Genomic DNA, 25,108 nt, shown 5'->3' with positions numbered 1-25,108 from the left:
CGGTGGTTTCTGCCGTGTCAAACCGCTGTGTGGCGGTTTGTCGTGCGTCCACCCTTTTGCCGGGCACCACTATTCGGCCGACTCGCGCCGATACCTCGTGGATTTCGGCAGGACGGCCGCCGGCGGTCTCCCGCTCGCTCGTCCGCATCCCTGCCGGCCGATAACCTTACCCGGTCGGTTCCGCCTCGCCAAATCCGCCCTGCGGCGAATCCGGGGCACCGCCCGGTCCAGGCCCGATGGAGTAACCCATCAGTTCCTGGCGGTTATTCCCGCGCTCCGGCCTTTACGGCTTTCGCCTGTTTCGTCCGTTCCGCGCTGGCAGAGAGAAAGTTACGCGCCCAGCGGTTTGGTCGTCAAATCCGCTGGGCGCGTCCCGCGTCACATCGTCGATGTACAACTATTTGCGCAGCTCAACCCCAGCAAAGGAACGCTTGCCGCGGCGCAGCACCAGGTACCGCCCGTGCAGCAGGTCGTCCGCGGAGACCGTCGCGTCGATGTCCGTCACGCGAGTGTTGTTGACGTACGCGCCGCCCTCCGCGATCACCCGCCGCGCCTCCTTCATGCTCGGCACCAGCCCCGACTCCTTGAGCAGGCCCGCGACGTCCGGCAGCTCGGCCAGGTGAACCAGGCCGGCCTCGGTCAGCGCGGCGCGCAGAGTCGCCGGCGTCAACTCCTCGAGCGAGCCACGGCCGAAGAGGGCCTGACTCGCCGCGACCGCCTGGGCCATCTCCCGCTCGCCGTGCACCAGCGATGTCAGCTCCTCGGCGAGCGCCCGCTGGGCGAGGCGCGCCTGCGGGCGTTCCGCCGTCGCCTTCTCCAACTCCTCCAGTTCCTCCCGGGAGCGGAAGCTGAAGTAACGCAGGTAGCGGACGACGTCGCGGTCGTCGGCGTTGACCCAGAACTGGTAGAAGGCGTACGGGCTGGTCATCTCCGGGTCGAGCCACACGGAGCCGCCCTCGGTCTTGCCGAACTTGGTGCCGTCCGACTTGGTGACCAGCGGTGTGGTGAAGGCCTCGACCGGCCCGGCACCGCGACGCCGGATGTAGTCCACACCGGCGGTGATGTTGCCCCACTGGTCCGAGCCGCCGTACTGGAGCTGGCAGCCGTGCCGGCGGTGCAGCTCGAAGAAGTCGTTGGCCTGCAGGAGCTGGTAGCTGAACTCGGTGAAGCTGATACCGGTCTCCAGCCGGGCCTTGACCACCTCGCGGGCCAGCATCTTGTTCACCGGGAAGTGCTTGCCGACGTCGCGGAGGAACTCCACCACCGACATCTCGCCGGTCCAGTCCAGATTGTTGACCAGCCGGGCCGCGTTCTCCCCGGTGTACGAGACGAACGGGGCAAGCTGGTCGTGGATGCGCCGGACCCAGCCGGCGACCACCTCGGGCGGGTTGAGGGTGCGTTCGGCGGTCTCCTTTGGGTCGCCGATCTGGCCGGTGGCGCCGCCGACCAACAGCAGCGGCCGGTGCCCGGCGAGCTGGAGCCGGCGCGCGGTGACGACCTGCATGAGGTGGCCGACGTGCAGGCTCGGCGCCGTCGGATCGAAGCCCACATAGAAGGTGGCCGCCTCGCCGTCGAGCAGCCCGCGCAGCTCGTCGAGGCCGGTCGAGTCCTGGATCAGGCCCCGCCACAGTAGGTCTTCGGTCAGGGAGTCCCGCCCCTGCGGGAGGTTGCTGTCGGTCACGGTCACCGATTCTCCCCCATCACCGGCGCGGACCCATAGCCGGTTTGCCGACGCGACCGGCGACTAGGCTGGCGGCGCCGTCGAGCGCGAGGAGGACCGCCGTGGAGATGCCGGACCTGACGGGGGGCTTCGTCGCTCTGCTCGGGCTGAAGTTCGACGAGGTCAGCGGGGACCGGGTGGTGATCCGCTGGCAGGTCCGCCCGGAGTTGCACCAGCCGTACGGGATCCAGCACGGCGGGGTCTACTGCTCGGTGGTGGAGACGGCGGCCAGCATCGGCGGTGCCCTGTGGCTGGGCGACCGGGGCCAGGTCGTCGGCGTGTCCAACCAGACCGACTTCCTGCGCGCCGTGCGGGACGGCGAACTGACCGCGGTCGGGACCCCGATCCACCGGGGCCGGAGCCAGCAGCTGTGGCTGGTGGAGATCACCGACGGCGACGGCCGGCTGGTCTCGCGTGGCCAGGTGCGCCTGCAGAACCTCACCGCCGCCTGACCACCGCCCGCGGACCGCCGGCTGGGCGATTCACCCGAAAAGAGCCACCTAACGCCGATACCGTCGCATCGCTGAGACGGCCCGCTTCTCGTGGACATCTGGCTGCGACGGCACCTCATCGACCGGATCCCCGGAGCGCACCGTGCGAGCGAATGAGCTGCTCGGCAGGACCGCGTACGACCTGCACGGGCGACGGCTGGGTCGGGTGGTCGACGTGGTGGTCCGGGGCGGCTGGCCGGCGGAGCGACTGCGGATCACCGACGTGATCGTCGCCGGGCACTGGCACCGCCGACCGGGAGGTCGAGGTCAGGCCGCTCGCGTCGTCGCGTCAGCGGCCGCAGGCAGGTCGAGGATGTACGCGTCGCCCTCACGGCGGAAGCCGAGCCGGTTGTAGTAGGGGGCGATCATGCCGGGCGGGCTGACCACCCGGCGGAAGCCGCGGTCGGTGAACAGGCTGCTGCGCCGGTAGACGAACTCGCCCGGGGTGAAGTCGCGGAAGCGCTGGGTGACGTAGTCCAGGTCGATCTGGGCCACCCCGCCGGCCTCGGCGTGCGACACCACCACACCGACCACCTCGTCGGCGCGGACCACCAGAAACGCGGACCGGTCGGCGCCCGGGTCCCAGCGGAAATCCGGGTTGAACCGGGCGATGTCGGCGGCGTGCACCCGCAGCGTGTGGGCCAGGAACGCGTCGTCGGTGCCCACCTCGACCACCTGGTACGTCTGCTCGTCGTGCCGCGTGGCCAGCATCGCGCGCAGGTACCAGACGTTGATCACGGCGAGCACCACGTTCAGCCCGACCATGGGCCACACCATCACGGCGGCGTTGTAGCCGATCAGGATGAGGCAGCCGACCAGGTTGAGGGCGCGCAGCCGCAGGATGCGCGTCTGCAGCAGCGACCAGACCAGCAGCGCGGAGCCGGCCCAGCCGACGAGTTCAAGCCAGTTCACCCGGGCGAGGGTAATACCCCTGCTGGTCAGGCCCGTGGGCGGGGACGGCCGCCCCCCGTCAGGCGGGCAACTCCAGCACGAACTCCTCGACCTCGGCGCCGCGGCTCTCGGCGTATCCGGAGTCCTCTCCGACCACGACGAAGCCGCACTTGCGGAGCACGGCGAGGGAGGCGGCGTTGTCCTTCGCGGCGCGGGCCCGCACCGGCCGCTGGGGCAGCTCGCGCAGGAGCGCGGCCAGCGCGGCGGTGGCATGGCCCCGTCCCCAACGCCGCGGGTCGATCCAGTAGCTGACCTCGGTGTGCTCCCCCACCGGGAAGGCGGCCACGTGCCCGACCACCTCGCCGTCGACCGTCACCGTCCGCGGCATGATGCGCGGGTCGGCGCGGATGCGCGCCCAGTGGGCGTCGAAGGCGGCCCGGTCGGCCGGGTCCTTCGGGCCGAACGCGGCCATCCAGTTGGCTTGCGGGTCCTGCTCGTTGGCGAAGAACGCGGGCAGGTCGTCGTCGCGCACCGGACGGAGCCGCACCTCACTGGTCACGGTCGGAGGATACGCGGACCCACCGACAACGTTCGGGCCTCCGGCCCGGCGACGATCCCGTCCGGCCCCGCCGGCCGGGCCACCGGCACCAGGGGGTGGGTGACATCACCCGAGCGGTGGACCGACACCCGGTCCGGCACCGGACGGACCCCGCGGGATCGGAGGATCGGCGGATGAACAAAGTGCGTCAACACCGGTGCAGACCGTTTCCGATGGGTGCCGTCGGAGTCACCGGCCCGCAGGTGGCCGGCCCACGTGTCCTGGGTCCGACGGCAGCCGCGCCCCTGGCGCTCGCCGCGGCGGCACTCGGTGCCGTGGCGGTCGGCACACTGGCGATCGGCCGGCTGGTCATCCGGCGGGCGGTCATCAAGGAGCTGCGCATCGGCCGCCTGGAGGTGGACGATCTGGTGGTGCGGCGGACCGACGGCGGTCAGCCGGTGGGCGGCAGCGGCGTCGGGTAGCGATATCGGACCGATGCGGCCGTCGAGAAGGGCCTGAGCCGATCGGAAGGGGTGCCGATGAGCCGACCTGTCGTGGTGGGGGTCGACGGATCATCGACCAGTCTGACGGCCGCGGAGCACGCCGCGCGGGCCGCCGTCCAGCGGTCCCGGCCGCTGCACCTGGTGCACGGCTATCTGCACCCGCTCGGCTACGGCGTGCCACTCAACCCGTACGACCTCGGGGTGCCGGCGCCCACCGCGGAGGCGCAGAAGATGCTCGAACAGGTGGCCGCCGACCTGACCAACCGCCATCCCGGCCTGCGGGTGACGGTACGCCAGGTGGCCGGCGGCCCCGGGGCCACCCTGGTCGAGGAGTCCCGCCGGGCCGACCTGGTGGTGGTGGGCAGCCGCGGTGTGGGCGGTTTCGCCGGGCTGCTGCTCGGCTCGGTCAGCAACCAGGTCGCCCAGCACGGGCACTGCCCGGTGCTGGTGGTCCGCCCGGCCGAGCAGCCGATCCCGGTCGACGGGCCGGTGCTGGTCGGTGTGGACGGCTCCGAGCCGGCCGCGCTCGCCGTCCGGCTCGCCGCCGACGAGGCGGCACGCCGCGACGCCGACCTTGTGCTGGTGCACGTCCGCCCGCCCGAGCAGGCCGGGGCGGTGCCGGACAAAGCGGCCGAGTCCGCGGCGGCCGGGCAGGCCGAGTCGGCGGAGCTGCTGGCCGGGGCGGCCGCCCGGATCCGCGCGGACCATCCGGTGCTGCCGGTACGGGAGCGGCCGGTCCGGGCCGCCTCGCCGGAGCAGGCGCTTGTCGAGGCAAGCGGGGAGGCCGCCCTGGTGGTGGTCGGGTCGCGGGGCCGGGGCGGCTTCGCCGGGCTGCTGCTCGGGTCGGTCAGCCAGGCGCTGGTGCAGCATGCGCACTGCCCGGTGCTGGTGGCGCACCCGTACGAGCCGGCGGGGTGAGGTGTCAGGAGGGGGCCCCTGTTATCGCGAGGCGTTAACCGGGGCCCCTTCCTAACGAGCCGGATCGGGCCGGGTCAGGCCGGGTCACGGCTGGCGAGCAGGTCCTCGAAGCTGGTGGTGAGGGCGAACGGGTCAACCGGGCCGGCCGCCACCGGGCGGCGGTCCACCTGCTCGGCCAGTTCGGTGCCGGCCCGCCGGATCCGGGCGCGTAGGGCGCCCTCGACGCCCTCCCCGGACCAGTCCTCGGGCGCCGCGAAGACCGCCGTCGGCACCACCACCGCCCGCAGATACGCGAACATCGGCCGGACCGCGTGCTCGAGAGCCAGCGAGTGCCGGGCCGTGCCGCCGGTGGCCCCGACCAGCACCGGCCGGTCGGCCAGCGCCTCCTTGTCCACCACATCGAAGAACGACTTGAACAGCCCGTTGTACGAGGCGTTGAAGATCGGGGTGACCGCGACCAACCCGTCCGCGCTCGCCACCGTGTCCAGCGCTTCCCGCAGGGCGGCCGGCGGGAAGCCGGTGAGCAGGTGGTTCACCACGTCGTGGGCGTGCTCGCGCAGCTCGATCGGCCAAATCTCCACCTCGGCGCCGCGCCGGACCAGCTCGTCGCGGGCGGCGGCGGCGAGCTGGTCGGCGAGCAGCCGGGTCGACGAGGGCTGGCCTAGGCCGGCCGAGACCACGGCCAGGGTGCGCCGGATCACCGGCTCTCCTCCGCGCCGGTCAGGCTCGCATCGCGGGCCGCGACCATCCAGGCGTGCGTCGGCGCCTCGGGTACGTGCGCCGGCCGCAGCGAGTCGAACTCCTTGCGCAGCACGGGGACGACCTCCTCGCCGAGGAGGTCGAGCTGTTCCAGGACGGTCTTCAGCGGCAGCCCGGCGTGGTCGATCAGGAAGAGTTGCCGCTGGTAGTCGCCGACGTACTCGCGGAAGCCCAGCGTACGGTCGATGACCTGCTGCGGGCTGCCCACGGTCAGCGGCGTCTGGCGGGTGAACTCCTCCAGCGACGGCCCGTGCCCGTAGACCGGGGCGTTGTCGAAGTACGGCCGGAACTCGCGGACCGCGTCCTGGGAGTTCTTCCGCATGAAGACCTGCCCGCCGAGGCCGACGATGGCCTGGTCGGCGGAGCCGTGGCCGTAGTGCTCGAAGCGCTGCCGGTAGAGGCCGACCATCCGCTGGGTGTGCTCCTTGGGCCAGAAGATGTGGTTGGCGAAGAAGCCGTCCCCATAGTAGGCAGCCTGCTCGGCGATTTCCGGGCTGCGGATCGAGCCGTGCCAGACGAACGGCGGCACGCCGTCGAGCGGGCGCGGGGTCGAGGTGAACGACTGCAGCGGGGTGCGGAACCGCCCCTTCCAGTCGACCACGTCCTCGCGCCACAGCCGGCGCAGCAGGTCGTAGTTCTCGATGGCGAGGGGAATGCCGTTACGGATGTCCTGGCCGAACCAGGGGTAGACCGGGCCGGTGTTGCCGCGTCCCATCATCAGGTCCACCCGGCCGTCGGCCAGGTGCTGCAGCATCGCGTAGTCCTCGGCGATCTTCACCGGGTCGTTGGTGGTGATCAGCGTGGTCGAGGTGGAGAGCAGCAGCCGCTCGGTACGCGCCGCGATGTAGCCGAGCATGGTGGTCGGCGACGAGGGCACGAACGGCGGATTGTGGTGCTCGCCGGTGGCGAAGACGTCGAGCCCGACCTCCTCGGCCTTGAGCGCGATGGCCACCATGGCCTTGATCCGCTCACGCTCGGACGGCGGCCGCCCGTTGGTCGGGTCGACCGTGACGTCGCCGACGGTGAAGACTCCGAACTGCATCACAGCTCCTCGCGTGACGACCGGACCGGGATGATCCGGATCGCACCGCACAACATATTTGACGAGTCAACTATTCCGGTGGGGCCGCCCGGCACCACCAGCGACACCCTCGCCGGTGGCTCAGTTCAGAGGCGGTGGCGCGTGGGAGCGCACCGGCGAGCACCGCAAGCCCACGGTATCGGCACTGCGGCAGGCGTAAACTGACAGCCTCAGCCGCCAGCATCTACAGCGTGCCCTACCACGCCACGGCCCAGGGGTCTCCCGTTGTCCGCTGATCTGCGCGCCATCCTCAGCCAACCCGCTCCCCTGGTCGCGCCATGCCTGCTCGGATGGACGCTCACCCATCGGACGGCAGAGGGGAAGGTGGCAGTACAGCTCACCGAGGTTGAGGCGTACGCAGGCCAAGCGGACCCTGCCTCGCATGCCTGGCGGGGGCCGTCAGCCCGCAACGCCGTGATGTTCGGGCCCGCTGGTTGGCTGTACGTCTACCTGTCTCACGGACTCCACTACTGCGCCAACATCGTCACCGGACCCGACGGGGAGGCGTCCGCCGTACTGCTCAGGGCTGGTCGAGTGATCGAAGGTGCGAGCCTTGCGCAGAGCCGGCGAGGCGAGCGGGTGGCTGAACGTTCCCTCGCCCGTGGTCCCGGCAACCTCGGTCAGGCTCTGGCGCTGACGCGGGAGCACAACGGCAGCGACCTGCTCGACGATGGCCCTCTCATCCTGAGCCCACCCCCGGGGCCGATCGGACCTGTCCTGTCGGGGCCGAGGGTCGGTGTGAGTCGAGCGCATGACTGGCCCTGGCGGTACTGGCTGGCGGGAGATCCGACGGTGTCTGCGTACCGGCGCGGCCGGCTGGCCGGGTCGGGGTGGCGCGGAGACTCGCAGACGTAGGCATAGCGCGTCACCTCGGGCTTGTTCCTGGCACCCGCCCGCCCAGGGTTTTCAATGCATCGTTGACAAGCACTTGTTCAAGGGTGTTTGATGAAGAACATGACCACGCTGGACAACGACCCGTTCACCGCTCCGGACGCGGCCCAGGCCCGCGCGCACCGCAACTACGCCGCCCTGATGCGGATCGCCGAGCGGCACGCCAGCACCAACTCCCGCCGCCGCCGGTACGCGCACCCCGACATCCCCGACGCGTACGAGGCGGCCACCCTGGTGATGGCCCTCGCAGGCGGGGCGGAGCTGGAACCCGGCGAGGAGCCGGTCGACCAGGCCGACCTGATGGCGGCGCTGACCCTGGTCCCGCACGTGCGGGCGGAGGTCGACGTGCTCGAGGCGGGGCTGGTGCAGGTGGCCCGCGGCCGGGGGCTGACCTGGCAGGCGATCGCCTTCGGACTGGGACTGGGCAGCGCTCAGGCGGCCCGGCAACGCTACGAGCGGATCACGGTACGCACCGGCACCGCCGACTGACCGACGGAAACTGTCACAGCGTCCGGCGAGACTGCCCGGGTGGACGGGACGAGGATGCGATGAGGCGCGACGAGATGCGGACGTACTGCCTGGCGAAGCCGGGCGCGTGGCTGGACCAGCCATGGGAGGGCGACGAGGTCGTCAAGGTGGGCAGTAGGATCTTCGCGTTCCTCGGCTCGGCGGAGGGCGAGGCGCGGGTGGGCGTGAAGTGCGGCCCGTCCCGGGATGTCGCCGACGAGTGGGTGCACCGGTTCCCCGACGACGCCCGCCCCTCCCCCTACATCGGACGGTCGGGGTGGAACACCTTGCGGCTCCACGGCAGCATCCCCGACGACGAGCTGATCGACGCGCTCGACGGGTCGTACGACGCGGTGGTGGCGAAGCTGCCCAAGCGGGAGCGGCCGACGACGTGAGCGCTCAGCGCCCGCTCGCAGTCCTGAAGCAGCACAGCAGAAGGCCCCCAGCACCACGCTGAGGGCCTTCTGCTGTCCTACGGGTCAGCGGGGTACGACCCCCTCGGCGGCCCAGTCCCGCCAGCCGGCCAGCTTGTCGGCGGCGGCGGCGAGCTGGTCGGCCACCGGCCCGGGGCCGGTCGAGCCGGGGGTGGTCCGGGCCGCCAGGGCCGAGCGGACGGAGAGCACGTCCCGCACCGACGGGTCCAGGTGCGGGCTCACCGCGGCGAGGTCGTCGTCGGAGACCTCGTCGAGGGCGCAGTCCCGGCTCACGCAGAGCGCCACCAGCTTGCCGGTGATCTCGTGCGCGTCGCGGAACGGCACGCCCCGACGGACCAGCCAGTCGGCCACCTCGGTGGCGAGCGAGAAGCCGACCGGCGCGGCGGCGACCAGTCGGTCGACGCGTACCGTCATCGTGGAGATCATCCCGGCGAGCGCCGGCAGCAGCAGTTCCAGAGTGTCGACCGCGTCGAAGGCCGGCTCCTTGTCCTCCTGCATGTCCCGGTCGTACGTCATCGGCAGGCCCTTGAGCATGGTGAGCACGCTCATCAGCCCACCGACCAGCCGGCCCGACTTGCCCCGGGCCAGCTCGGCGATGTCCGCGTTCTTCTTCTGCGGCATGATCGACGACCCGGTGGCGAACGCGTCGTCCAGCTCGACCCAGCCGAACTCGTGCGACGTCCAGAGCACCACCTCCTCGCCGAGGCGGGACAGATGCACCCCGATCATCGCGGTGACGAAGAGGAACTCGGCGACGAAGTCCCGGTCGGCGACCGCGTCCATCGAGTTGGCGAAGGACGTCCGGAAGCCCAGCTCCTTGGAGACCGCCAGCGGGTCCAGCGGCAGCCCGGAGCCGGCCAGGGCACCCGCCCCGAGTGGGCTGACCGCGGTCCGGTGGTCCCAGTCGCGCAGCCGCTCCAGGTCGCGCAGCAGCGGCTGCACGTGCGCGAGCAGCCAGTGCCCGAAGGTGACCGGCTGGGCATGCTGGAGGTGGGTCATGCCGGGGGCGGCGGTGTCGACGTGCCGTCCGGCCTGCTCGACCAGGGCCTCGGCCAGCTCGACCAGGCGGGCGGCCACGCCCCGGGCGTGGTCACGCAGGTAGAGCCGCAGGTCGGTGGCGACCTGGTCGTTGCGGGACCGGCCCGCGCGCAGCTTGCCGCCGAGGCTGCCGAGCCGCTCCAGCAGACCACGCTCCAGGGCGGTGTGCACGTCCTCGTCGTCAACGGTCGGGCGGAACGCCCCGGAGGCGCAGGCCGCCTCCAGGTCGTCCAGCGCGGCCAGCATCTTCCCCAGCTCCTCGGGGTCGAGCAGGCCCGCGCCGGCCAGGACCCGGGCGTGCGCCCGGGAGCCGGCGATGTCGTACGGGGCCAGGCGCCAGTCGAACTGGACGCTCACCGACAGCCGCGCGAGGGCCTCGGAGGGTCCGCCGGCGAATCGACCTCCCCAGAGGCTCGTCCGGTTGGTGGCGGCGCTGTTCTCGGTCAGGCTCTTGTCGTCCACCCCGCCCATTGTGCTGCCCACGATCAGGCACCACCCAGCCGGGCGTCCCGTGCGGCGGCCATCTTGCTGGGCAGGCCCCACAGCTGCACGAAACCCTTGGCGAGGGACTGGTCGAAGGTGTCGCCGGTGTCGTAGGTGGCCATGCCGAAGTCGTACAGGCTGGACTCGGAGCGCCGGCCGGTGACGGTGGCCCGACCGCCGTGCAGGGTGAGGCGTACCTCGCCGGAGACGTGCCGCTGGGCGTCGTCGATGAACGCGTCGAGCGCCTGCTTCAACGGCGAGAACCAGAGGCCGTCGTAGACCAGTTCGCCCCACCGCTGGTCGACGCCGCGCTTGAACCGGGCCAGGTCCCGCTCGACGGTGACGTTCTCCAGCTCCTGGTGGGCGGTGATCAGGGCGATCGCGCCCGGAGCCTCGTACACCTCGCGGCTCTTGATGCCCACGAGGCGGTCCTCGACCATGTCGAGCCGGCCCACGCCCTGGGCGCCGGCCCGCCGGTTCAGCTCCAGGATCGCCTGGTACGGGGTGACGGTCTCGCCGTCGATGGCGACCGGCACGCCCGCGTCGAAGGTGATGACCACCTCGTCGGCGTCCCGCGGCTCCGCCGGATCCTCCGTGTAGGAGTAAAGGTCCTCGATCGGGCCGTTCCAGATGTCCTCCAGGAAGCCGGTCTCCACTGCGCGACCCCACAGGTTCTGGTCGATGGAGTACGGCGACTTGGCCGACACGTCGATCGGCAGCCCCTTCTCCTCGGCGAAGGCGATCGCCTTGTCCCGGGTCCAGGCGAAGTCCCGGGCCGGCGCGATGATCTTCAGGTCGGGCGCGAGCGCGCCCAGGCCGACCTCGAAGCGGACCTGGTCGTTGCCCTTGCCGGTGCAGCCGTGCGACACGATCGTGCCGCCGTACTTCTTCGCGGCGGTGACCAGGTGCTTGACGATCAGCGGCCGGGACAGCGCCGAGACCAGCGGGTAGCGGTCCATGTAGAGGGCGTTGGCACAGATCGCCGGCAGGCAGTACTCGGCGGCGAACTCGTCGCGCGCGTCGACCACCTCGGACTCGACCGCGCCGCAGTCCAGCGCGCGCTGCCGGATGACGTTCATGTCCTCGCCGCCCTGCCCGAGGTCGACCGCGACCGCGATCACCTCGCCGCCGGTCTGCTCGGCCAGGTATGGGATGGCGACGGAGGTGTCGAGCCCCCCGGAGTACGCCAGGACGACCCGCTCGGTCATGGTGTGGTGTTCCCTTCAGCGTTGTCTTCCCGGCGGGCCCACGCGGTGAGCTTGTCGCCCAACGCGGCGCCGCCGACGGCCTCGCGGGCCACGACGAGGATGGTGTCGTCGCCGGCGATGGTGCCGACGACCTCGGGCAGGCCCGCTCGGTCCAACGCGCTGGCCAGGTAGTGGGCCGCGCCGGGCGGGGTACGCAGCACGGCGATGTTGCCGCTGGCGTCGACCCCGTTGAGCAGTTCGCGCAGCAGCCGGACGAGCCGGGCCGGCGCGGCCTCGGCCTCGCGCAGCGGCCGGTAGCCGTCCTCGGGGATCAGGTAGACGCCCCGCCCGTCGCCGCCGCGGGCGGTGACCGCCCCCAGCTCCTTGAGGTCGCGGGAGAGGGTGGCCTGGGTGACCTGGATGCCGTCGCCGGCGAGCAGGTCGGCCAGCTCGGGCTGCGAGTGGATGGCTCGGTCACGGATCAGCTCGACGATGCGGGCGTGCCGGGCGGCGCGGGTCAGCGGGGCGGTCATGGGATCGATGCCTCCAGGAGAAAAGTCAGCAGCGCCTTCTGGGCGTGCAGGCGATTCTCCGCCTGGTCGAAGACCGCGCTGTGCGGCCCGTCGAGCACCTCGTCGGTGATCTCCTCGCCCCGGTGGGCGGGCAGGCAGTGCAGCACGATGACATCCGCCGCGGCGTGCCCGAGCAGCGCGTCGTTGACCTGGTACGGCAGGAACGGGGTGATCCTGTCCAGCCCGTCGGACTCCTGGCCCATCGAGGTCCAGGTGTCGGTGGCGATCACGTCCGCGCCACGGACCGCCTCGATCGGGTCGGTGAGCACGCGCACCGAGCCGCCGGTGCTGGCGGCGATCTTCTCGGCCCGGCCGACGATCTCCGGGTCGGGCTGGAACCCGACCGGCCCGGCGACCCGGACGTGCATCCCGGCGGCCGCCCCGGCCAGCAGGTACGAGTGCGTCATGTTGTTCGCCGCGTCCCCGACGTACGCCAGGATGCGCCCGGCGGTGGCGCCAAACCGCTCGCGGACGGTGAGCAGGTCGGCGAGCAACTGGCAGGGGTGGTAGGTGTCGGTGAGCGCGTTGACCACCGGCACGGTGGCGTGCGCGGCGACCTCGACGATCCGGTCGTCGCCGTGGGTCCGCAGCACGATCGCCGCCACGTAGCGGGAGAGCACCCGACCGGCGTCGGCCAGGGTCTCGCCCCGACCGAAGTGGGTGACCTGGGTGTCCACCACGAGCGGGTGCCCGCCCAGCTCGGCGATGCCGACGTCGAAGGAGAACCGGGTACGCAGGCTCTGCTTGTCGAAGAGCACCGCCACCGACCGCGGCCCGGCGAGGGGCTTCTGGACGAACCGGTCGGCCTTCATCCGGGCCGCGAGGTCGAGCACGGCCGACTGCTCGGCGGGCGAGAGGTCGTCGTCCCGCAGGAAGTGCCGGATCATGCGTTCGTCTCCGTCGTGGTCGGGGTGGCGGCGTCGAGGGCGGCCGGGAGCGCCGTGAGGAAGGCATCGGCCTGCTCGGCGGTGAGGATCAGTGGCGGGGTCAGCCGGACCACGCCGGGCTGCACCGGGTTGACCAGGAAGCCGGCGTCGCGCAGCGCGATCGCGACCGCACCCGACACGGGCTGGTCGAGCACGACGCCGAGCAGCAGGCCGGTGCCGCGTACCTCGGTGACGAGCGGGTGGCCGAGCGCCTCGATCCCCCGCCGCAGCCGCTCGCCGATCCGCTTGACGTGGTCGAGCAGCCCCTCGTGGGCGATGGTCGAGACCACCGCGAGGCCGGCGGCGCAGCTGACCGGATTGCCGCCGAAGGTGGTGCCGTGCGAGCCGGGGTTCAGCAGCTCGGCGGCCCGGCCGAAGGCCAGGCAGGCGCCGATGGGCAGGCCGCCGCCGAGCCCTTTGGCGAGGGTCACCACGTCCGGCTCGACGCCCTCGGCCTGGTGGGCGAACCAGTGCCCGGTGCGGCCGATGCCGGTCTGCACCTCGTCGAGCACCAGCAGGGCGCCGTGGGCGGCGGTGATCCGCCGTGCCTCGGCCAGGTAGCCGGGCGGCGGGACGATCACGCCGTTCTCGCCCTGGATGGGCTCGAGGATCACCATCGCGGTGGCGTCGGTGACGGCCGCCGCCAGGGCCGCCGCGTCGCCGTACGGGACGTGGGTGACGTCGCCGGGGAGCGGGCGGAACGGGTCGACCTTGGGCGGCTGACCGGTGAGCGCCAGGGCGCCCAAGGTGCGGCCGTGGAAGCCGCCCTGGGTGGCGACCACGTGGGTGCGCCCGGTGAGCCGGGAAAGCTTGAACGCGGCCTCGTTCGCCTCGGCGCCCGAGTTGGCGAAGAACACCCGGCCGGGCCGGCCGGCGAGGGCCAGCAGCAGCTCGGCCAGGGCGACCGGCGGCTCGGCGACGAAGAGGTTGGAGACGTGCCCGAGGGTGGCGACCTGCTTGGACACGGCGGCCACCACGGCCGGGTGGGCGTGGCCGAGGGCGTTGACCGCGATGCCGCCGAGCAGGTCGACGTACTCCCGGCCGGCCTCGTCGACCACGACGGCGCCGGAGCCGGAGACGAGCGCGAGCGGCGGGGTGCCGTAGTTGTCCATCATGGACTGGCCCCAGCGTTCCACCAGCGTGCTCATGACGCGACCGTGCCTTCCTTGCTCGCGACTGCGGGGCTCGCAAGCTCACTCCTCGCGCTCACCGTGCTTTCCTTGCTCGCGACTGCGGGGCTCGCAAGCTCACTCCTCGCGCTCACGACCATCGTGCCGAACCCTTCCGAGGTGAAGACCTCGAGCAGCGTGGAATGGGCGACCCGGCCGTCGACGACGTGCGCGGCGGGCACTCCCCCGCGCACCGCCCGCAGGCAGGCCTCCATCTTCGGGACCATCCCCGACTCCAGGGACGGCAGCAGTTTCGCCAGGTCGTCGGTCGTGATCTCGCTGACCAGGCTGGACGTGTCGGGCCAGTCGGCGTACAGGCCGGAGACGTCGGTGAGAACGACCAGCTTGCGCGCCTCCAGCGCGACCGCGAGCGCGGCGGCGGCGGTGTCGGCGTTGAGGTTGTGCAGCACCCCGTCGGCATCCGGCGCGACGGTGGAGATCACCGGGATGCGGCCGGCCGCGATCAGGTCGGCCACCGCCGAGACGTCCACCGACTCCACGTCGCCGACCTGGCCGACGTCGACCGGCTCCCCGTCCACGTACGCCGGGCGGCGTACGGCGGTGAACAGCCCGGCGTCCTCGCCGGAGAGGCCGACGGCGAACGGGCCGTGCGCGTTGATCAGACCGACCAGCTCCCGACCGACCTGCCCGACCAGCACCATCCGGACGACGTCCATCGCCTCGGGGGTGGTGACCCGCAGGCCGCCCTTGAACTCGCTGGCGATGCCGAGCCGGCCCAGCATGGCGGAGATCTGCGGCCCGCCGCCGTGCACGACGACCGGCTTGAGGCCGGCGTACCGGAGGAAGACCATGTCGGCGGCGAAGGCCCGCTGCAGCTCGGGGTCGACCATGGCGTTGCCGCCGTACTTGACCACGACGGTGGCCCCGGAGAAGCGGGCCAGCCACGGCAGGGCCTCGATCAGCGTCTCGGCCTTGGCCTGGGCCCGGGTGAGGTCCGCGGTGAGGCTCACTGCGCCAGCCTTCCGTTCGCGACTGCGGGACTCCGCTCCGCTGCGTTCCTCGCGCTCACGATGAGTACGCCGAATTCTCGTGCACGTACGCGTGCGACAGGTCGTTGGTCCAGATGGTCGCCTCCACGTCCCCGGCGTGCAGGTCGATCCGGATGGTGACGTCCCGGCCGGTGAGGTCGACCTTGGCGCGGTCCTCCGCGGCGGCGCCGCCCCGGCACACCCACACCCCGTTGACCGCGACGTCCACGCCGTCCGGTTCGAAGGCGGCGGCGGTGGTGCCGACCGCGGCGAGGATCCGGCCCCAGTTCGGGTCGTTGCCGAACAGCGCGGTCTTGACCAGGTTGTTCCGGGCCACCGACCGGCCGACCTCGACCGCGTCGTCCTCGGTGGCGGCGTCGACCACCTCGATGGCGATCTGCTTGGTGGCGCCCTCCGCGTCGGCGATGAGCTGCTGGGCCAGGTCGTGGCAGGCGGCGGTGACCGCGGCGGTCAGCTCGGCCGCGCTGGGCTCGATGCCGGACGCGCCGCTGGCCAGCAGCAGCACCGTGTCGTTGGTGGACATGCAGCCGTCGGAGTCGATCCGGTCGAAGGTGACCCGGGTGGCGGCCCGCAGCGCGGCGTCGAGGGTCTCCGGCCCGGCCACCGCGTCGGTGGTGAGCACGCAGAGCATGGTGGCCATCGCCGGGGCGAGCATGCCGGCGCCCTTGGCCATGCCGCCGACGGTCCAGCCGCTCCCCTCGGCGACGGTGGTCTTGGGGCGGGTGTCGGTGGTCATGATCGCCTCGGCGGCCGGCCCGCCACCGTCGCGCGACAGCTCACGTACGGCACCGCGTACGCCGGAGAGCAACTCGGCCATCGGGAGCCGCTCGCCGATCAGGCCGGTGGAGCAGACCGCGACCTCGCCCGCGCCGAGCATCAGCCGGGGGCTGCTCGCGGTGAGCGCGGCGGCGGTGTGCTCGGCGGTGGCGTGGGTGTCCTGGAAGCCGGCCGGGCCGGTGCAGGCGTTCGCCCCGCCGGAGTTGAGCACCACGGCACGGACCACGCCGCCGTGGACGACCTGCTGGGTCCACAGCACCGGGGCGGCCTTGACCCGGTTGGCGGTGAAGACGCCGGCGATCCCGGCGTCGGGCCCGTCGTTGACGACGAGGGCGACGTCCCTGGCGCCGCTGGCCTTCAGCCCGGCGGCGACGCCGGCCGCCCGGAAGCCACGGGGGGTGGTGACGGTCATGGCGCAACTCCGAACACGGGGAGACCGGTGGTCTCCGGGAGGCCGAACATCAGGTTGGCGTTCTGCACGGCCTGGCCGGCCGCGCCCTTGCCGAGGTTGTCGATGGCGCTGACCACGATCACCCGGCCGGAGTCGACGTCGACGCCGGTCTGGAGGTGGCAGGAGTTCGAGCCGGCGGTGGCGGCGGTGTGCGGCCACGCCCCCTCGGGCAGCACGTGCACGAAGGGCGCGTCCGCGTACGCCGCAGCGAGCACCTCGCGCGGATCGGCGTCGCCGGTGGGGACGGCGGTGACGGTGGCGAGGATGCCGCGCGGCATGGGCGCGAGCAGCGGGGTGAAGGAGAGGCTGGTCGCCTCGGTGGCCTGCTTGATCTCGGGCACGTGCTGATGGGCGCCGACCTTGTAGGGCGACAGGTCGCCCATCACCTCGCTACCAAGCAGGTGGGCCTTCGCGGCCCGGCCGGCGCCGGAGGTGCCGGAGGCGGCAACCACCACCACGTCGGCGGGGAGGACCGCGCCGGCGGCGATCAGCGGGGCGAGCGCCAGAACAGTGGCGACCGCGTAGCAGCCGGTGTTGGCGACCCGGGTCGCCGCCGTGATCGCGGCCCGCTGGCCGGGCAGCTCGGGCAGACCGTAGGTCCAGGCGCCGGCGTGCGGGCCGCCGTAGTAGCGGGCCCAGGCGTCCGCGTCGCGCAGCCGGTGGTCGGCACCGAGGTCGACCACCTTGACCGCCGGGGGGAGGGCCGCGGCGAGGGCCGCCGACTCGCCGTGCGGCAGGGCCAGGAAGACCAGGTCCGCGTCGGCCAGGGTGGCCGGGTCGGTCGTCCCGAGCACCAAGTCCAGCCCGACGAGCTGCGGGTGTACAGCCGCGACGGGCCGGCCGGCCTGGGCGTGACCGGTGGCCGCGACCAGGTCGAACTCGGGGTGCCCGGCGAGCAGACGGAGCAGCTCACCGCCGGCATACCCGCTGGCTCCGGCGACCGCTACCCGGATACCCATACCCACCTCCGCATGACTATGCAAGGAAGGCTAGCAGGGCTAGCGTCGGCGATGCAACTTCATGCAGGCCACTGCATGAAGTTCGAATACGGAGGTACCCACCCTCAGCCTCCGGGTGGCAGGCCGGGCGGTGGCGCCATCTCCCTCGGGTACAGCCACCAGCTGATGACGTTCGAGGTGGCGACGCCAGCCAGCACCACGGCGGCGACCGCGGCCACCAGCAGGGGTGGCAGCAGCAGGGCCACCGGGGCCAGGACCCCCAGCGCCACCAGCCCGATCGGCCGCGACCAGGAGACCCGGCTGAACCCGGCGTAGTCGAGCATGGCCCGGCCGACCAGGAACAGCGCCGGCCCACCGAGGATGACCGCGATCCAGGACAGCGCGGTCTCGCCGAAGGGATGCGAGATGGTCAGGGTGTCCCCCACCGCGCTGACCGCGACCCCGATCACCATGACCAGATGCGCGTACGACGCGAGGTCACCGACTTGACATCCTCCCCCGCCTAAAGCTAAAGGAGGGAGATTCCCGCTTCCAGCGCCACATGTCGCCGGCGCTGGGTGGGTGGTTGACAGGACACCGGCTGGCTCCTGTCCCGGGCTGCCCGCCCGGTGTGTGGGGACGTCGCCTCGGCGGCGTCCCTGACGTTGATCGCGGCGTTCACGTCAGCGTTGGCCTGGTGTCCGCAGGGCCCGCACCGGAACATCGCTTGGCTTTCGCGGTTGTTCCGATCGGTGTTCCCGCAGCGGCTGCACCGCTGGGACGTGAACGCGGCTGGCACCCTGGCGATGCGGGTGCCGGTGGCGCGTGTCCGATTGGTTAGGGCTTGCTCGAACATGCCCCAGCCCTTGTCGAGGATCGCCCGGTTCAGCCCGGCCTTCTGCCGCACGTTCGTGCCGGGTTCGGCGATGGTGCCCTTTGCGGTGGCGGTCATAGCCTTGACGCCGAGACGTTCCAGCTTGACGACCGCGTACTGGGCGCAGAGGCGGTTCGCGGCCCATGTCACGAAGTCGCGGCGCCGGTTGCGGATCTTCGCCTCGCTTCGGGCGATCTCCGCACGAACCTTGCGGGCGCGGTTCGAGGTTGTCGCACTGTGCTTGCGGCGCGCGGTCTCCTGCCGGCCGGCCTTCGACTTGAGCCGGGCCAGCTTCCGCTCCTGGCCCGGTGAGGCGAAGGTGCGGTTCCACATGCGCCCGTCGGACATGGTAAGGGCGACCTTCACTCCACGGTCGACACCCACGACGGTGTCGGGCCGGGCATGCGCCTGCGGCGTCTTGGCACCGGCGTGGACGCCGAACCCGACGTGCCAGGCGGTGCCGTCGAACGACACCACGGCGTTGCGGACCGTGCCGCCCAAGGGGCGGGACCAGCGGAACTTGACCTCGCCGACCTTCGGCAGGTTGACGACGCCCCATCGGCGGTTGAGGCGTCGCACCTCGATCGCCTGACCCGGGAATGGCACGGACAGCCGCGGCGACTTGCGCTTACGCGTCGGCGGCCCGGCAGGATGCTCTGGGTTCCACCAGTTGCGGTACGCCTGGTCCAGTTGGCGCAGCACCTGCTGACCAGACTGCGCTGGCAGGTCCGCGACCCAGTCCAGCTCCTTACGCGCCTGCGTCAAGAACGTGCACTGGGCGGACACCCCGAGGGTGACCTTGCGCTGCCGCCAGGCGAACTGGCGCTGCTCCAGGGCGGTGTTGTACAGCCAGCGGCACGTATGCCCCCACGACACCAGGCGCTGCGCCTGCTCGTCGGTGGGGTAAAGCCGGTACCGCCGCCCCGTATCCGCCATCACGGTCCACATCGTACACTTGTTCGGGTGGTTACCGGCTAGCCGGTTCGCACTGGCAGGCACTGCACCTTCATGCTTCACGCCCACTTGGTCTTCGTGACGAAGTACCGGGTGCACGGCTTCACCGACGAGCACCTGCGCTACCTCGAACAGGTGATGCGGGAGGTGTGCGAGCAGTTCGAATGCGAACTGGTCGAGTTCAACGGCGAGAACAACCACGTCCACCTACTGGTCAACTTCCCACCCAAGGTAGCCCTGTCCAAACTGGTCAACTCCCTCAAGGGCGTGTCCTCCCGATGCCTGCGCCGTGACTTCCCCGAGCTTCACCGCTACTTCTGACGGGACGCCCGCCTGCGGGCCGGCTCCTACTTCGCCGGCTCCCCCGGCGGCGCACCGCTGTCGATGCTGCACCAGTACATCTGGGGCTCTCCGAGCGCACCGTACGCCGTACGGTGTCCGCCCTGATGAAGCGCCTCGATGCCGAGAGCCGCTTCCAGGCCGGCGTTGAGGCGGCGCTGCGCGGCTGGATCTGACCGCACCGCGGGGGCCGGTGGGGTGGCCGGCGGGCATCGCCGCCGGGCCACCACCACTCATCCGTCGAGCGGCACCTCAGGCGCCGCGCAGGGTGGCGCCGAAGCGGCCGCCGGCCTCGGCCACCGCCGCGTCGCGGGCGGCCACCGCCTCCTCGACGGTGAGCGTCCGGTCCGGCGCCCGGAACGTCAGCTTGTACGCCAGCGACCTGCGGCCCGCGCCGAGCTGCTCCGAGGCGTACACGTCGAAGAGCCGGACGTCCTCCAGCAGTTCGCCGGCCCCCTCCACCAGGGCCCGCTCGACCTCGGCGGCGGGCACCGACTCGTCCACCACCAGCGCCACGTCGATCAGCGCGGGCGGGAAGGTGGAGACGGCCGGGCCGGCCACCATCGGCGCCGAGGGCAGCGCGTCCAGGTTCAGCTCCATCGCACAGGTGCGGCGGGGCAGCTCCAGCGTCGCCACCACGGCCGGGTGCAACTCACCGGCGTAACCGACCACGGTGCCGTCCACCAGCAGCTCGGCGCAGCGGCCGGGATGCCAGGGGGCGCGCTCGGCGGCCCGGACGGTGACCCGGTCGGCCAGCAGGCCGGCGGCGGCGAGGACGGCCCGACCGGCCTCGACGGCGTCCGCCCAGCCGGCCGCCCGGCCCGGGCCCCACCAGCCGGCCGGCTCGATGTCGCCGGCCAGCGCCACGGCGACGTGCCGCGGCTGGTCCGGCACCACCGCGTCGGCGGCGGCGAACTCCTCGTCGGTGGGGCGGCGGTCCACGCCCATGGCCGGCGGCGTGCCGGCGCCGGGGCGCGGGTGGAACACCGCACCGGTCTCGTAGATCGCCACGTCGCGCTGGCCCCGGCCGATGTTGCGCTTGAGGATGCCGAGCAGCGGGCCGAGCAGCGTGGTACGCAGCAGCGGCTCCTCCTCGGACAGCGGATTCGCCACCCGCACCGCAGGGCGGCGCGGGTCGTCGGCCGGCAGGCCGAGCTGGTCGGCCAGCTCGCCGGAGACGAACGGGTGCGCGAGGACCTCGACGTACCCGCGCTCGGCCAACGACCGGGCGACCGCCCGGCTGCGCTGCTGCTGCCAGGTGAGGCCACGGCCGGCCGGCGCGGTGGGCAGCACCGACGGCACCCGGTCGTACCCGTCGAGGCGGACCACCTCCTCGACCAGGTCGGCCGGGTCGGTGAGGTCGGGCCGCCAGCTCGGCGGGGTCACCGTGAGCACCTCGGCACCGCCGGCGGCCGCCACCCCGACCTCGCCCGGGTCCTCGCCGAGCCGGTCGGTGCCCCGCTCGACGGTGCAACCGACCTGCTCCAGCAGCTCGACCACCCGCTCCGGCGAGTACGCCACCCCGACCCGGTGCGACGGCAGGTCCGCCGGCAGGGTGACCGGGGTACGCGGCCGGGCGTGGTCGAGGTCGAGGATCTCCCCGCCGACCGTGCCGCCCGCGTGCTCGGTGAGCAGCCGGACCGCCTTCTCCAGCGCGACCAGGGGCAGAGCCGGGTCGACGCCCCGCTCCCACCGCTTGGCCGCCTCGCTGAACAGCTTGTGCCGGCGGGCGGTGCGGCCCACCATGGCCGGGTCCCAGTGCGCGGCCTCGAAGAGCACGTCGGTGGTGGAGGCGACGACCTCGCTGGTCTCGCCGCCCATCACCGCCGCGAGCGAGATCGGCCCACTGTCATCGCAGATCACCATGTCCTCGGCGACCAGGCTGCGGGTCACCCCGTCCAGGGTGGTCAGCTTCTCCCCCGGCTCGGCGCGGCGGACCACCAGCGGCCCGCTGATCCGGTCGGCGTCGAACGCGTGCATGGGCTGGCCGAGTTCGAGCATCAGGTAGTTGGTGATGTCGACCGGCAGCGAGATGCTGCGGATGCCGGCCACGGTGAGCCGCTGGGACATCCAGCCGGGCGTCTGCGCGGTCGGGTCCACGCCGCGCACCATCCGGGCGGCGAACCGGTCGCAGCCGACGGTGTCCCGCACCTCGACCGGGTACGCCGGCTCGGCGGTGCCGCCGGGCGCCGGGATCGCGGCCGGGTCGTGGAACGGCACACCGAGGGCGTGCGACAGCTCGCGGGCGATGCCGCGCACGCTCAGCGCGTACCCCCGGTCGGGGGTGATCTCCACGTCGACCACCACGTCGTCGAGGCCGACCACCGGGCGCGCGTCGTCGCCGGGCTGCGCCTTGGTGTCCTCGGGCAGCACGATGATGCCCGAGTGGTCGTCGCCCAGACCCAGTTCCTTGGCCGAGCAGATCATGCCGTTGGAGTTGCGCCCGTACGTCTTGCGCGCGCCGATGGCGAAGTTGCCGGGCAGCACGCCGCCGGGGAGGATCACCACCACCCGGTCACCCGGGGCGAAGTTGCGCGCCCCGCAGACGATCTCCTGCGGCTCGCCGGTGCCGTTGGCGGTGCCGACGTCGACCCTGCAGAACCGGATGGGCTTCTTGAAGCCGCTCAGCTCCTCGATCTCCAGGACCTCACCGACCACCAGCGGGCCGGTGACCGACTCCCGCAGGTCCTCGATGGACTCGACCTCGATGCCGAGGTCGACCAGCGCCTGCTCCAGGTCGCCGGAGGGCAGGTCAGCGGGGAGGTCGACGTACTCCCGCAGCCAACTGACAGAAACTCGCATGACTCTTAAACCACCGTCTCCGTTAGCTCGTGGCGCCGTTCAGACCCCGAACGCGCGGGTGAACCGCACGTCGCCCTCGGCCAGATCCCGCATGTCGCTGACCCCGTGCCGGAACATCACCGTCCGGTCGATGCCCATGCCGAACGCGAATCCTGAGTAGACCTCCGGGTCGATGCCGCAGGCACGCAGCACCCGCGGGTTGACCATGCCGCAGCCGCCCCACTCGACCCACCGCGGCCCGTCCCGGTGCTCCGGGAACCAGACGTCGAACTCGGCCGACGGCTCGGTGAACGGGAAGTAGTGCGGCCGGAACCGGGTCTTCGCGCCCTCGCCGAACATGGCCCGGGCGAAGTGGTCCAGTGTGCCGCGCAGGTGCGCCATGGTGATGCCCTTGTCGACCACCAGGCCCTCGACCTGGTGGAACACCGGCGCGTGGGTGGCGTCCAGCTCGTCGGTGCGATAGACCCGGCCGGGCACCACCACGTAGATCGGCGGCTTGCGGGTGAGCATGGTGCGCGCCTGCACCGGCGAGGTGTGGGTGCGCAGCACCAGGCCGGAGCTCGCCGGGCTCCCGGACGCCGCGCCGACCGAGCCGTCCTGCGGGGCGATGTGGAAGGTGTCCATCAGGCCCCGCGCCGGGTGGTCGGCGGGGATGTTCAGCGCGTCGAAGTTGGTCCACTCCAACTCGACCTCGGGGCCCTCGGCGATCTCATAGCCCATCCCGATGAACAGGTCGCTGATCTGCTCCATCAGGGTGCTGAGCGGGTGGCGGGCGCCGCGCGGCCGGCGGCCGTACGGCAGGGTCACGTCGACCCGCTCCTCGACCAGCACCCGCTCCGCCTGCTCCCGCTCCAGGACCTCCTGGCGGGCGGCGTACGCGGTCTCGATGGCGCGGCGGGCCTCGTTCACCCGCTTGCCGGCGTCGGACTTGGCGGCCGGCGGCAGCGCGCCGATCTCCCGGCGGGCCAGCGAGACCGGGGCCCGGTCACCGAGGTGCGCGGGGCGCAGCGCGTGCAGCGCGTCCGGGTCGGCGGCGGTGGCGAACGCCTTCTCGGCCTCGGCCACGGCCTCGGCCAGGGCGTCCGGGTCGAGCAGGGCGACCTGCTTCGGGTCGTACGGATCGTTGCGGTAACTCATGGCGTACGGGCACTCCCTCACGGCGGCGCCGGCCCTCACGGGCGGCTAGGCGAGTCTACGGACGCGCGGCTTCGCCGCAGCCCGCCGGTGGGGAGGTACGCAGGAGGAAGGGTCAGGCCCGCCGCCCGCCGACACCGGCGGGCTGGCTAAACGAACGCCGTGACGCGTTCATCATCCGGATGACTCCCCTGCTGTGTGGCCGCGCGGACTCGACGGTCAGCGCAGTGCTCTCGCTGAAGCGTACAGGCAGACGGCCGCGGCCGCAGCCAGGTTCAGGCTCTCGGCGCGCCCGTGCAGCGGCACCCGGACCCGGGCGTCGGCCGCCTCGGTCAGCTCCCGGGGCAGGCCGTGCGCCTCGGACCCGAAGAGCCAGGCGGTGGGGGTGGCCAGGCGGCCGGCGTCGGCGAGGTCGTCGAGGTCACTGTCGCCGTACCCCGTGGTGGCGAAGACCGATAGCCCGGCGGCCCGCAGCGCGTCAACCACCGCGGGCGGGTCGGGGTCGCGGACCACGTCGACGTGGAACAGGCTGCCGGCGGAGGCCCGCACGCACTTGCCGTTGTACGGGTCGACCGCGTCGCCGGCGAAGACGACGGCGCCCGCACCGGCGGCGTCGGCGGTGCGCAGCACCGTGCCGGCGTTACCCGGGTCGCGAATCTCGGCGAGCACCGCGACCAGCCGCGGCCCGCGGGCGAGGGCCTCGGCCAACGGCACGTCCAGGTGCCGGCAGACGGCGACCAGGCCCTGCGGGACGACGGTCTCGGCGAGCGCCGCCAGGGCCTCGTCGGTGACCTCGGAGACGGGCACGTCGGCCCGGGCGGCCTCGGCGGCGAGGTCGGCGTACCGGTCCAGGGCGGCCGGCGTGCCGAAGAGTTCGACGACGGTGCCGGCGCGGGCCAGGGCCTCACGGACGGCCTGCGGCCCCTCGGCCAGGAACCGGCCGTTGGTGTCGCGGTCGCGGCGGCGGTGCAGCCGCCGGGCCGCGACGACCCTCGGGGTACGCGGGGTGAACGGGCCGGAGACAGCGTCGAGGCGCCTCCCGCGCGATGGTGACGGCATGGGAGACGCCTCGATCTGCTGCTGCGGGTGGATCAGGCGGCCTGGGCCGCGGCGCCACCGGTGCCCTCGGCCGCCACGGCGGCGCGGGCCAACTCGACGATCGCGGCGAACGCCGCGGCGTCGTTGACGGCCAGGTCGGCCAGGATCTTGCGGTCGACCTCGATGCCGGCCAGGCGCAGGCCCTGGATCAGCCGGTTGTAGGTCAGGCCGTTGGCCCGGGCGCCGGCGTTGATCCGCTGGATCCAGAGCTGCCGGAAGTCGCCCTTGCGGTCGCGGCGGTCCCGGTAGGCGTACTGCATCGAGTGCAGCACCTGCTCCTTGGCCTTGCGGTAGAGGCGGGAGCGCTGACCGCGGTAGCCGCTCGCGGTCTCCAGCAGGGTACGACGCTTCTTCTGGGCGTTTACAGCCCGCTTGACGCGTGCCATCTCAACTCCTTCTTCGGTTCAGGTGGCGCGCGTCAGCGGCCGAGCAGCTTCTTGATTCGCTTCACGTCGGCCTTGGCCACCTCGACGGTGCCGGTCAGCCGGCGGGTGCGGGTGGAGGCCTTCTTCTCCAGGTTGTGCCGCATGCCGGCCTGCTGGGCAACGACCTTGCCCTTGCCGGTCACGCGGACCCGCTTGCCCATGCCCGTGTGGCTCTTCATCTTCGGCATTGGAACGTCT

The 25,108-nt window shown here is 72.4% G+C and carries 26 protein-coding genes and 2 pseudogenes; 8 read left to right on the top strand and 20 right to left on the bottom strand.

Translation table 11 applies throughout. The annotated features are described in order from the left end of the window. Positions 1 to 397: 397 nt before the first annotated feature. Entirely contained in the window at positions 398 to 1,681 is a 1,284-nt protein-coding gene (gene tyrS / locus ACNAW0_RS23910) for a tyrosine--tRNA ligase (RefSeq protein WP_416290216.1), read from the bottom strand. Between the two features lie 107 nt (positions 1,682 to 1,788). Between tyrS and ACNAW0_RS23905 the strand changes: the two genes are divergently transcribed. Further along, positions 1,789 to 2,172: a PaaI family thioesterase gene (locus ACNAW0_RS23905; protein ID WP_416290215.1), complete on the top strand. Its 384-nt coding sequence runs from the start codon at positions 1,789 to 1,791 to the stop codon at positions 2,170 to 2,172. Between the two features lie 306 nt (positions 2,173 to 2,478). Here the strand turns inward: ACNAW0_RS23905 and ACNAW0_RS23900 are convergent, their stop codons facing one another. Both ACNAW0_RS23900 and ACNAW0_RS23895 read right to left on the bottom strand, forming a co-directional pair. Continuing rightward, positions 2,479 to 3,123 carry a hypothetical protein gene (locus ACNAW0_RS23900; RefSeq protein ID WP_416290209.1) on the bottom strand — a complete coding sequence of 215 codons (645 nt, stop codon included), beginning with the start codon at positions 3,121 to 3,123 and terminating at the stop codon, positions 2,479 to 2,481. A gap of 58 nt (positions 3,124 to 3,181) precedes the next feature. After that, complete coding sequence (locus tag ACNAW0_RS23895) at positions 3,182 to 3,661, bottom strand: GNAT family N-acetyltransferase (protein ID WP_416290208.1); 480 nt, start codon at positions 3,659 to 3,661, stop codon at positions 3,182 to 3,184. A 212-nt stretch (positions 3,662 to 3,873) separates the two neighbouring features. Here ACNAW0_RS23895 and ACNAW0_RS23890 point away from each other — a divergent pair, with 212 nt between their 5' ends. Further along, the gene (locus tag ACNAW0_RS23890) at positions 3,874 to 4,122 is read left to right on the top strand and encodes a hypothetical protein (protein ID WP_416290207.1); all 249 of its coding nucleotides are present in this window, start codon (positions 3,874 to 3,876) and stop codon (positions 4,120 to 4,122) included. A gap of 57 nt (positions 4,123 to 4,179) precedes the next feature. Next, positions 4,180 to 5,061 (top strand): universal stress protein, encoded by an 882-nt coding sequence (locus ACNAW0_RS23885; RefSeq protein ID WP_416290206.1) that lies wholly within the window; start codon positions 4,180 to 4,182, stop codon positions 5,059 to 5,061. 74 nt (positions 5,062 to 5,135) lie between these two features. On the opposite strand, the gene ACNAW0_RS23880 is transcribed toward ACNAW0_RS23885, so the two are convergent. Together ACNAW0_RS23880 and ACNAW0_RS23875 are read right to left on the bottom strand one after the other, a co-directional pair. Further along, complete coding sequence (locus ACNAW0_RS23880; protein ID WP_416290205.1) at positions 5,136 to 5,762, bottom strand: FMN reductase; 627 nt, start codon at positions 5,760 to 5,762, stop codon at positions 5,136 to 5,138. Then, a complete protein-coding gene (locus ACNAW0_RS23875) occupies positions 5,759 to 6,862 on the bottom strand; it encodes an LLM class flavin-dependent oxidoreductase (RefSeq protein WP_416290204.1) in 1,104 nt (367 codons plus the stop codon). Before ACNAW0_RS23875 ends, ACNAW0_RS23880 begins: the two co-directional genes overlap by 4 nt. 264 nt (positions 6,863 to 7,126) lie before the next feature. Here ACNAW0_RS23875 and ACNAW0_RS23870 point away from each other — a divergent pair, with 264 nt between their 5' ends. From ACNAW0_RS23870 to ACNAW0_RS23860, 3 genes are all read left to right on the top strand, one after another. Beyond that, positions 7,127 to 7,756: a DNA-3-methyladenine glycosylase gene (locus ACNAW0_RS23870; RefSeq protein WP_416290203.1), complete on the top strand. Its 630-nt coding sequence runs from the start codon at positions 7,127 to 7,129 to the stop codon at positions 7,754 to 7,756. A 90-nt stretch (positions 7,757 to 7,846) separates the two neighbouring features. After that, entirely contained in the window at positions 7,847 to 8,281 is a 435-nt protein-coding gene (locus tag ACNAW0_RS23865; RefSeq protein ID WP_416290202.1) for a DNA-binding protein, read from the top strand. Between the two features lie 59 nt (positions 8,282 to 8,340). Further along, complete coding sequence (locus ACNAW0_RS23860; protein ID WP_416290201.1) at positions 8,341 to 8,694, top strand: MmcQ/YjbR family DNA-binding protein; 354 nt, start codon at positions 8,341 to 8,343, stop codon at positions 8,692 to 8,694. A gap of 84 nt (positions 8,695 to 8,778) precedes the next feature. Here the strand turns inward: ACNAW0_RS23860 and argH are convergent, their stop codons facing one another. The 10 genes from argH to ACNAW0_RS23810 form a co-directional block, all read right to left on the bottom strand. After that, positions 8,779 to 10,242 (bottom strand): argininosuccinate lyase, encoded by a 1,464-nt coding sequence (gene argH / locus ACNAW0_RS23855; protein WP_416290214.1) that lies wholly within the window; start codon positions 10,240 to 10,242, stop codon positions 8,779 to 8,781. Positions 10,243 to 10,256: 14 nt separating this feature from the next. After that, a complete protein-coding gene (locus ACNAW0_RS23850; RefSeq protein WP_416290200.1) occupies positions 10,257 to 11,462 on the bottom strand; it encodes an argininosuccinate synthase in 1,206 nt (401 codons plus the stop codon). Beyond that, a complete protein-coding gene (locus tag ACNAW0_RS23845; RefSeq protein WP_416290199.1) occupies positions 11,459 to 11,974 on the bottom strand; it encodes an arginine repressor in 516 nt (171 codons plus the stop codon). The genes ACNAW0_RS23850 and ACNAW0_RS23845 overlap by 4 nt, the downstream gene beginning before the upstream one ends. After that, entirely contained in the window at positions 11,971 to 12,900 is a 930-nt protein-coding gene (argF, locus tag ACNAW0_RS23840) for an ornithine carbamoyltransferase (protein ID WP_416290198.1), read from the bottom strand. Before argF ends, ACNAW0_RS23845 begins: the two co-directional genes overlap by 4 nt. After that, complete coding sequence (locus ACNAW0_RS23835; protein ID WP_416290197.1) at positions 12,897 to 14,087, bottom strand: acetylornithine transaminase; 1,191 nt, start codon at positions 14,085 to 14,087, stop codon at positions 12,897 to 12,899. Before ACNAW0_RS23835 ends, argF begins: the two co-directional genes overlap by 4 nt. Continuing rightward, positions 14,084 to 15,079, bottom strand: a complete 996-nt coding sequence (argB, locus tag ACNAW0_RS23830; protein WP_416290196.1) for an acetylglutamate kinase — start codon at positions 15,077 to 15,079, stop codon at positions 14,084 to 14,086. Before argB ends, ACNAW0_RS23835 begins: the two co-directional genes overlap by 4 nt. A 55-nt stretch (positions 15,080 to 15,134) precedes the next feature. Then, complete coding sequence (argJ, locus tag ACNAW0_RS23825; protein WP_416290195.1) at positions 15,135 to 16,307, bottom strand: bifunctional glutamate N-acetyltransferase/amino-acid acetyltransferase ArgJ; 1,173 nt, start codon at positions 16,305 to 16,307, stop codon at positions 15,135 to 15,137. Then, positions 16,304 to 17,305 carry an N-acetyl-gamma-glutamyl-phosphate reductase gene (argC, locus tag ACNAW0_RS23820; RefSeq protein WP_416290194.1) on the bottom strand — a complete coding sequence of 334 codons (1,002 nt, stop codon included), beginning with the start codon at positions 17,303 to 17,305 and terminating at the stop codon, positions 16,304 to 16,306. The genes argJ and argC overlap by 4 nt, the downstream gene beginning before the upstream one ends. 104 nt (positions 17,306 to 17,409) lie before the next feature. Further along, positions 17,410 to 17,877 carry a low temperature requirement protein A gene (locus ACNAW0_RS23815; protein ID WP_416290213.1) on the bottom strand — a complete coding sequence of 156 codons (468 nt, stop codon included), beginning with the start codon at positions 17,875 to 17,877 and terminating at the stop codon, positions 17,410 to 17,412. Beyond that, entirely contained in the window at positions 17,814 to 19,094 is a 1,281-nt protein-coding gene (locus tag ACNAW0_RS23810; RefSeq protein WP_416290212.1) for an RNA-guided endonuclease InsQ/TnpB family protein, read from the bottom strand. Before ACNAW0_RS23810 ends, ACNAW0_RS23815 begins: the two co-directional genes overlap by 64 nt. A gap of 45 nt (positions 19,095 to 19,139) precedes the next feature. Here ACNAW0_RS23810 and tnpA point away from each other — a divergent pair. Then, a pseudogene (tnpA, locus tag ACNAW0_RS23805) lies at positions 19,140 to 19,559 on the top strand (IS200/IS605 family transposase); the annotation flags it as partial. Next, positions 19,514 to 19,627, top strand: a pseudogene (locus ACNAW0_RS23800) (LuxR family transcriptional regulator); the annotation flags it as partial. The pseudogenes tnpA and ACNAW0_RS23800, both read left to right, overlap by 46 nt. 76 nt (positions 19,628 to 19,703) lie before the next feature. Here the strand turns inward: ACNAW0_RS23800 and pheT are convergent. The 5 genes from pheT to rpmI form a co-directional block, all read right to left on the bottom strand. Beyond that, positions 19,704 to 22,253: a phenylalanine--tRNA ligase subunit beta gene (pheT, locus tag ACNAW0_RS23795; RefSeq protein ID WP_416290193.1), complete on the bottom strand. Its 2,550-nt coding sequence runs from the start codon at positions 22,251 to 22,253 to the stop codon at positions 19,704 to 19,706. A 39-nt stretch (positions 22,254 to 22,292) separates the two neighbouring features. Continuing rightward, a complete protein-coding gene (gene pheS / locus ACNAW0_RS23790) occupies positions 22,293 to 23,390 on the bottom strand; it encodes a phenylalanine--tRNA ligase subunit alpha (protein WP_416290192.1) in 1,098 nt (365 codons plus the stop codon). Positions 23,391 to 23,606: 216 nt separating this feature from the next. Beyond that, positions 23,607 to 24,446, bottom strand: coding sequence for a TrmH family RNA methyltransferase (locus tag ACNAW0_RS23785; protein WP_416290191.1), 840 nt, complete (start codon positions 24,444 to 24,446; stop codon positions 23,607 to 23,609). Between the two features lie 32 nt (positions 24,447 to 24,478). Next, positions 24,479 to 24,871, bottom strand: a complete 393-nt coding sequence (gene rplT, locus ACNAW0_RS23780) for a 50S ribosomal protein L20 (protein ID WP_046564689.1) — start codon at positions 24,869 to 24,871, stop codon at positions 24,479 to 24,481. A 32-nt stretch (positions 24,872 to 24,903) separates the two neighbouring features. Beyond that, complete coding sequence (gene rpmI, locus ACNAW0_RS23775; protein ID WP_416290190.1) at positions 24,904 to 25,098, bottom strand: 50S ribosomal protein L35; 195 nt, start codon at positions 25,096 to 25,098, stop codon at positions 24,904 to 24,906. Between the last annotated feature and the right edge of the window lie 10 nt (positions 25,099 to 25,108).

This window comes from Micromonospora sp. SL1-18 (assembly GCF_047921505.1).
GTDB lineage: Bacteria > Actinomycetota > Actinomycetes > Mycobacteriales > Micromonosporaceae > Micromonospora.
This window is presented reverse-complemented; position numbering and strand designations above follow the sequence as displayed.

Coding starts and splice junctions, on each gene's coding strand:
- argH (WP_416290214.1), bottom strand. CDS start 10,242: ATGGGCGGGGTGGACGACAAGAGCCTGACCGAGAACAGCGCCGCCACC.
- argJ (WP_416290195.1), bottom strand. CDS start 16,307: ATGACCGTCACCACCCCCCGTGGCTTCCGGGCGGCCGGCGTCGCCGCC.
- ACNAW0_RS23875 (WP_416290204.1), bottom strand. CDS start 6,862: ATGCAGTTCGGAGTCTTCACCGTCGGCGACGTCACGGTCGACCCGACC.
- ACNAW0_RS23860 (WP_416290201.1), top strand. CDS start 8,341: ATGAGGCGCGACGAGATGCGGACGTACTGCCTGGCGAAGCCGGGCGCG.
- rplT (WP_046564689.1), bottom strand. CDS start 24,871: ATGGCACGCGTCAAGCGGGCTGTAAACGCCCAGAAGAAGCGTCGTACC.
- ACNAW0_RS23785 (WP_416290191.1), bottom strand. CDS start 24,446: ATGCCGTCACCATCGCGCGGGAGGCGCCTCGACGCTGTCTCCGGCCCG.
- ACNAW0_RS23835 (WP_416290197.1), bottom strand. CDS start 14,087: ATGAGCACGCTGGTGGAACGCTGGGGCCAGTCCATGATGGACAACTAC.
- pheT (WP_416290193.1), bottom strand. CDS start 22,253: ATGCGAGTTTCTGTCAGTTGGCTGCGGGAGTACGTCGACCTCCCCGCT.
- ACNAW0_RS23845 (WP_416290199.1), bottom strand. CDS start 11,974: ATGACCGCCCCGCTGACCCGCGCCGCCCGGCACGCCCGCATCGTCGAG.
- ACNAW0_RS23885 (WP_416290206.1), top strand. CDS start 4,180: ATGAGCCGACCTGTCGTGGTGGGGGTCGACGGATCATCGACCAGTCTG.
- ACNAW0_RS23810 (WP_416290212.1), bottom strand. CDS start 19,094: ATGGCGGATACGGGGCGGCGGTACCGGCTTTACCCCACCGACGAGCAG.
- argC (WP_416290194.1), bottom strand. CDS start 17,305: ATGGGTATCCGGGTAGCGGTCGCCGGAGCCAGCGGGTATGCCGGCGGT.
- argF (WP_416290198.1), bottom strand. CDS start 12,900: ATGATCCGGCACTTCCTGCGGGACGACGACCTCTCGCCCGCCGAGCAG.
- ACNAW0_RS23850 (WP_416290200.1), bottom strand. CDS start 11,462: ATGACCGAGCGGGTCGTCCTGGCGTACTCCGGGGGGCTCGACACCTCC.
- ACNAW0_RS23905 (WP_416290215.1), top strand. CDS start 1,789: ATGCCGGACCTGACGGGGGGCTTCGTCGCTCTGCTCGGGCTGAAGTTC.
- ACNAW0_RS23865 (WP_416290202.1), top strand. CDS start 7,847: ATGAAGAACATGACCACGCTGGACAACGACCCGTTCACCGCTCCGGAC.
- rpmI (WP_416290190.1), bottom strand. CDS start 25,098: ATGCCGAAGATGAAGAGCCACACGGGCATGGGCAAGCGGGTCCGCGTG.
- pheS (WP_416290192.1), bottom strand. CDS start 23,390: ATGAGTTACCGCAACGATCCGTACGACCCGAAGCAGGTCGCCCTGCTC.
- ACNAW0_RS23890 (WP_416290207.1), top strand. CDS start 3,874: ATGGGTGCCGTCGGAGTCACCGGCCCGCAGGTGGCCGGCCCACGTGTC.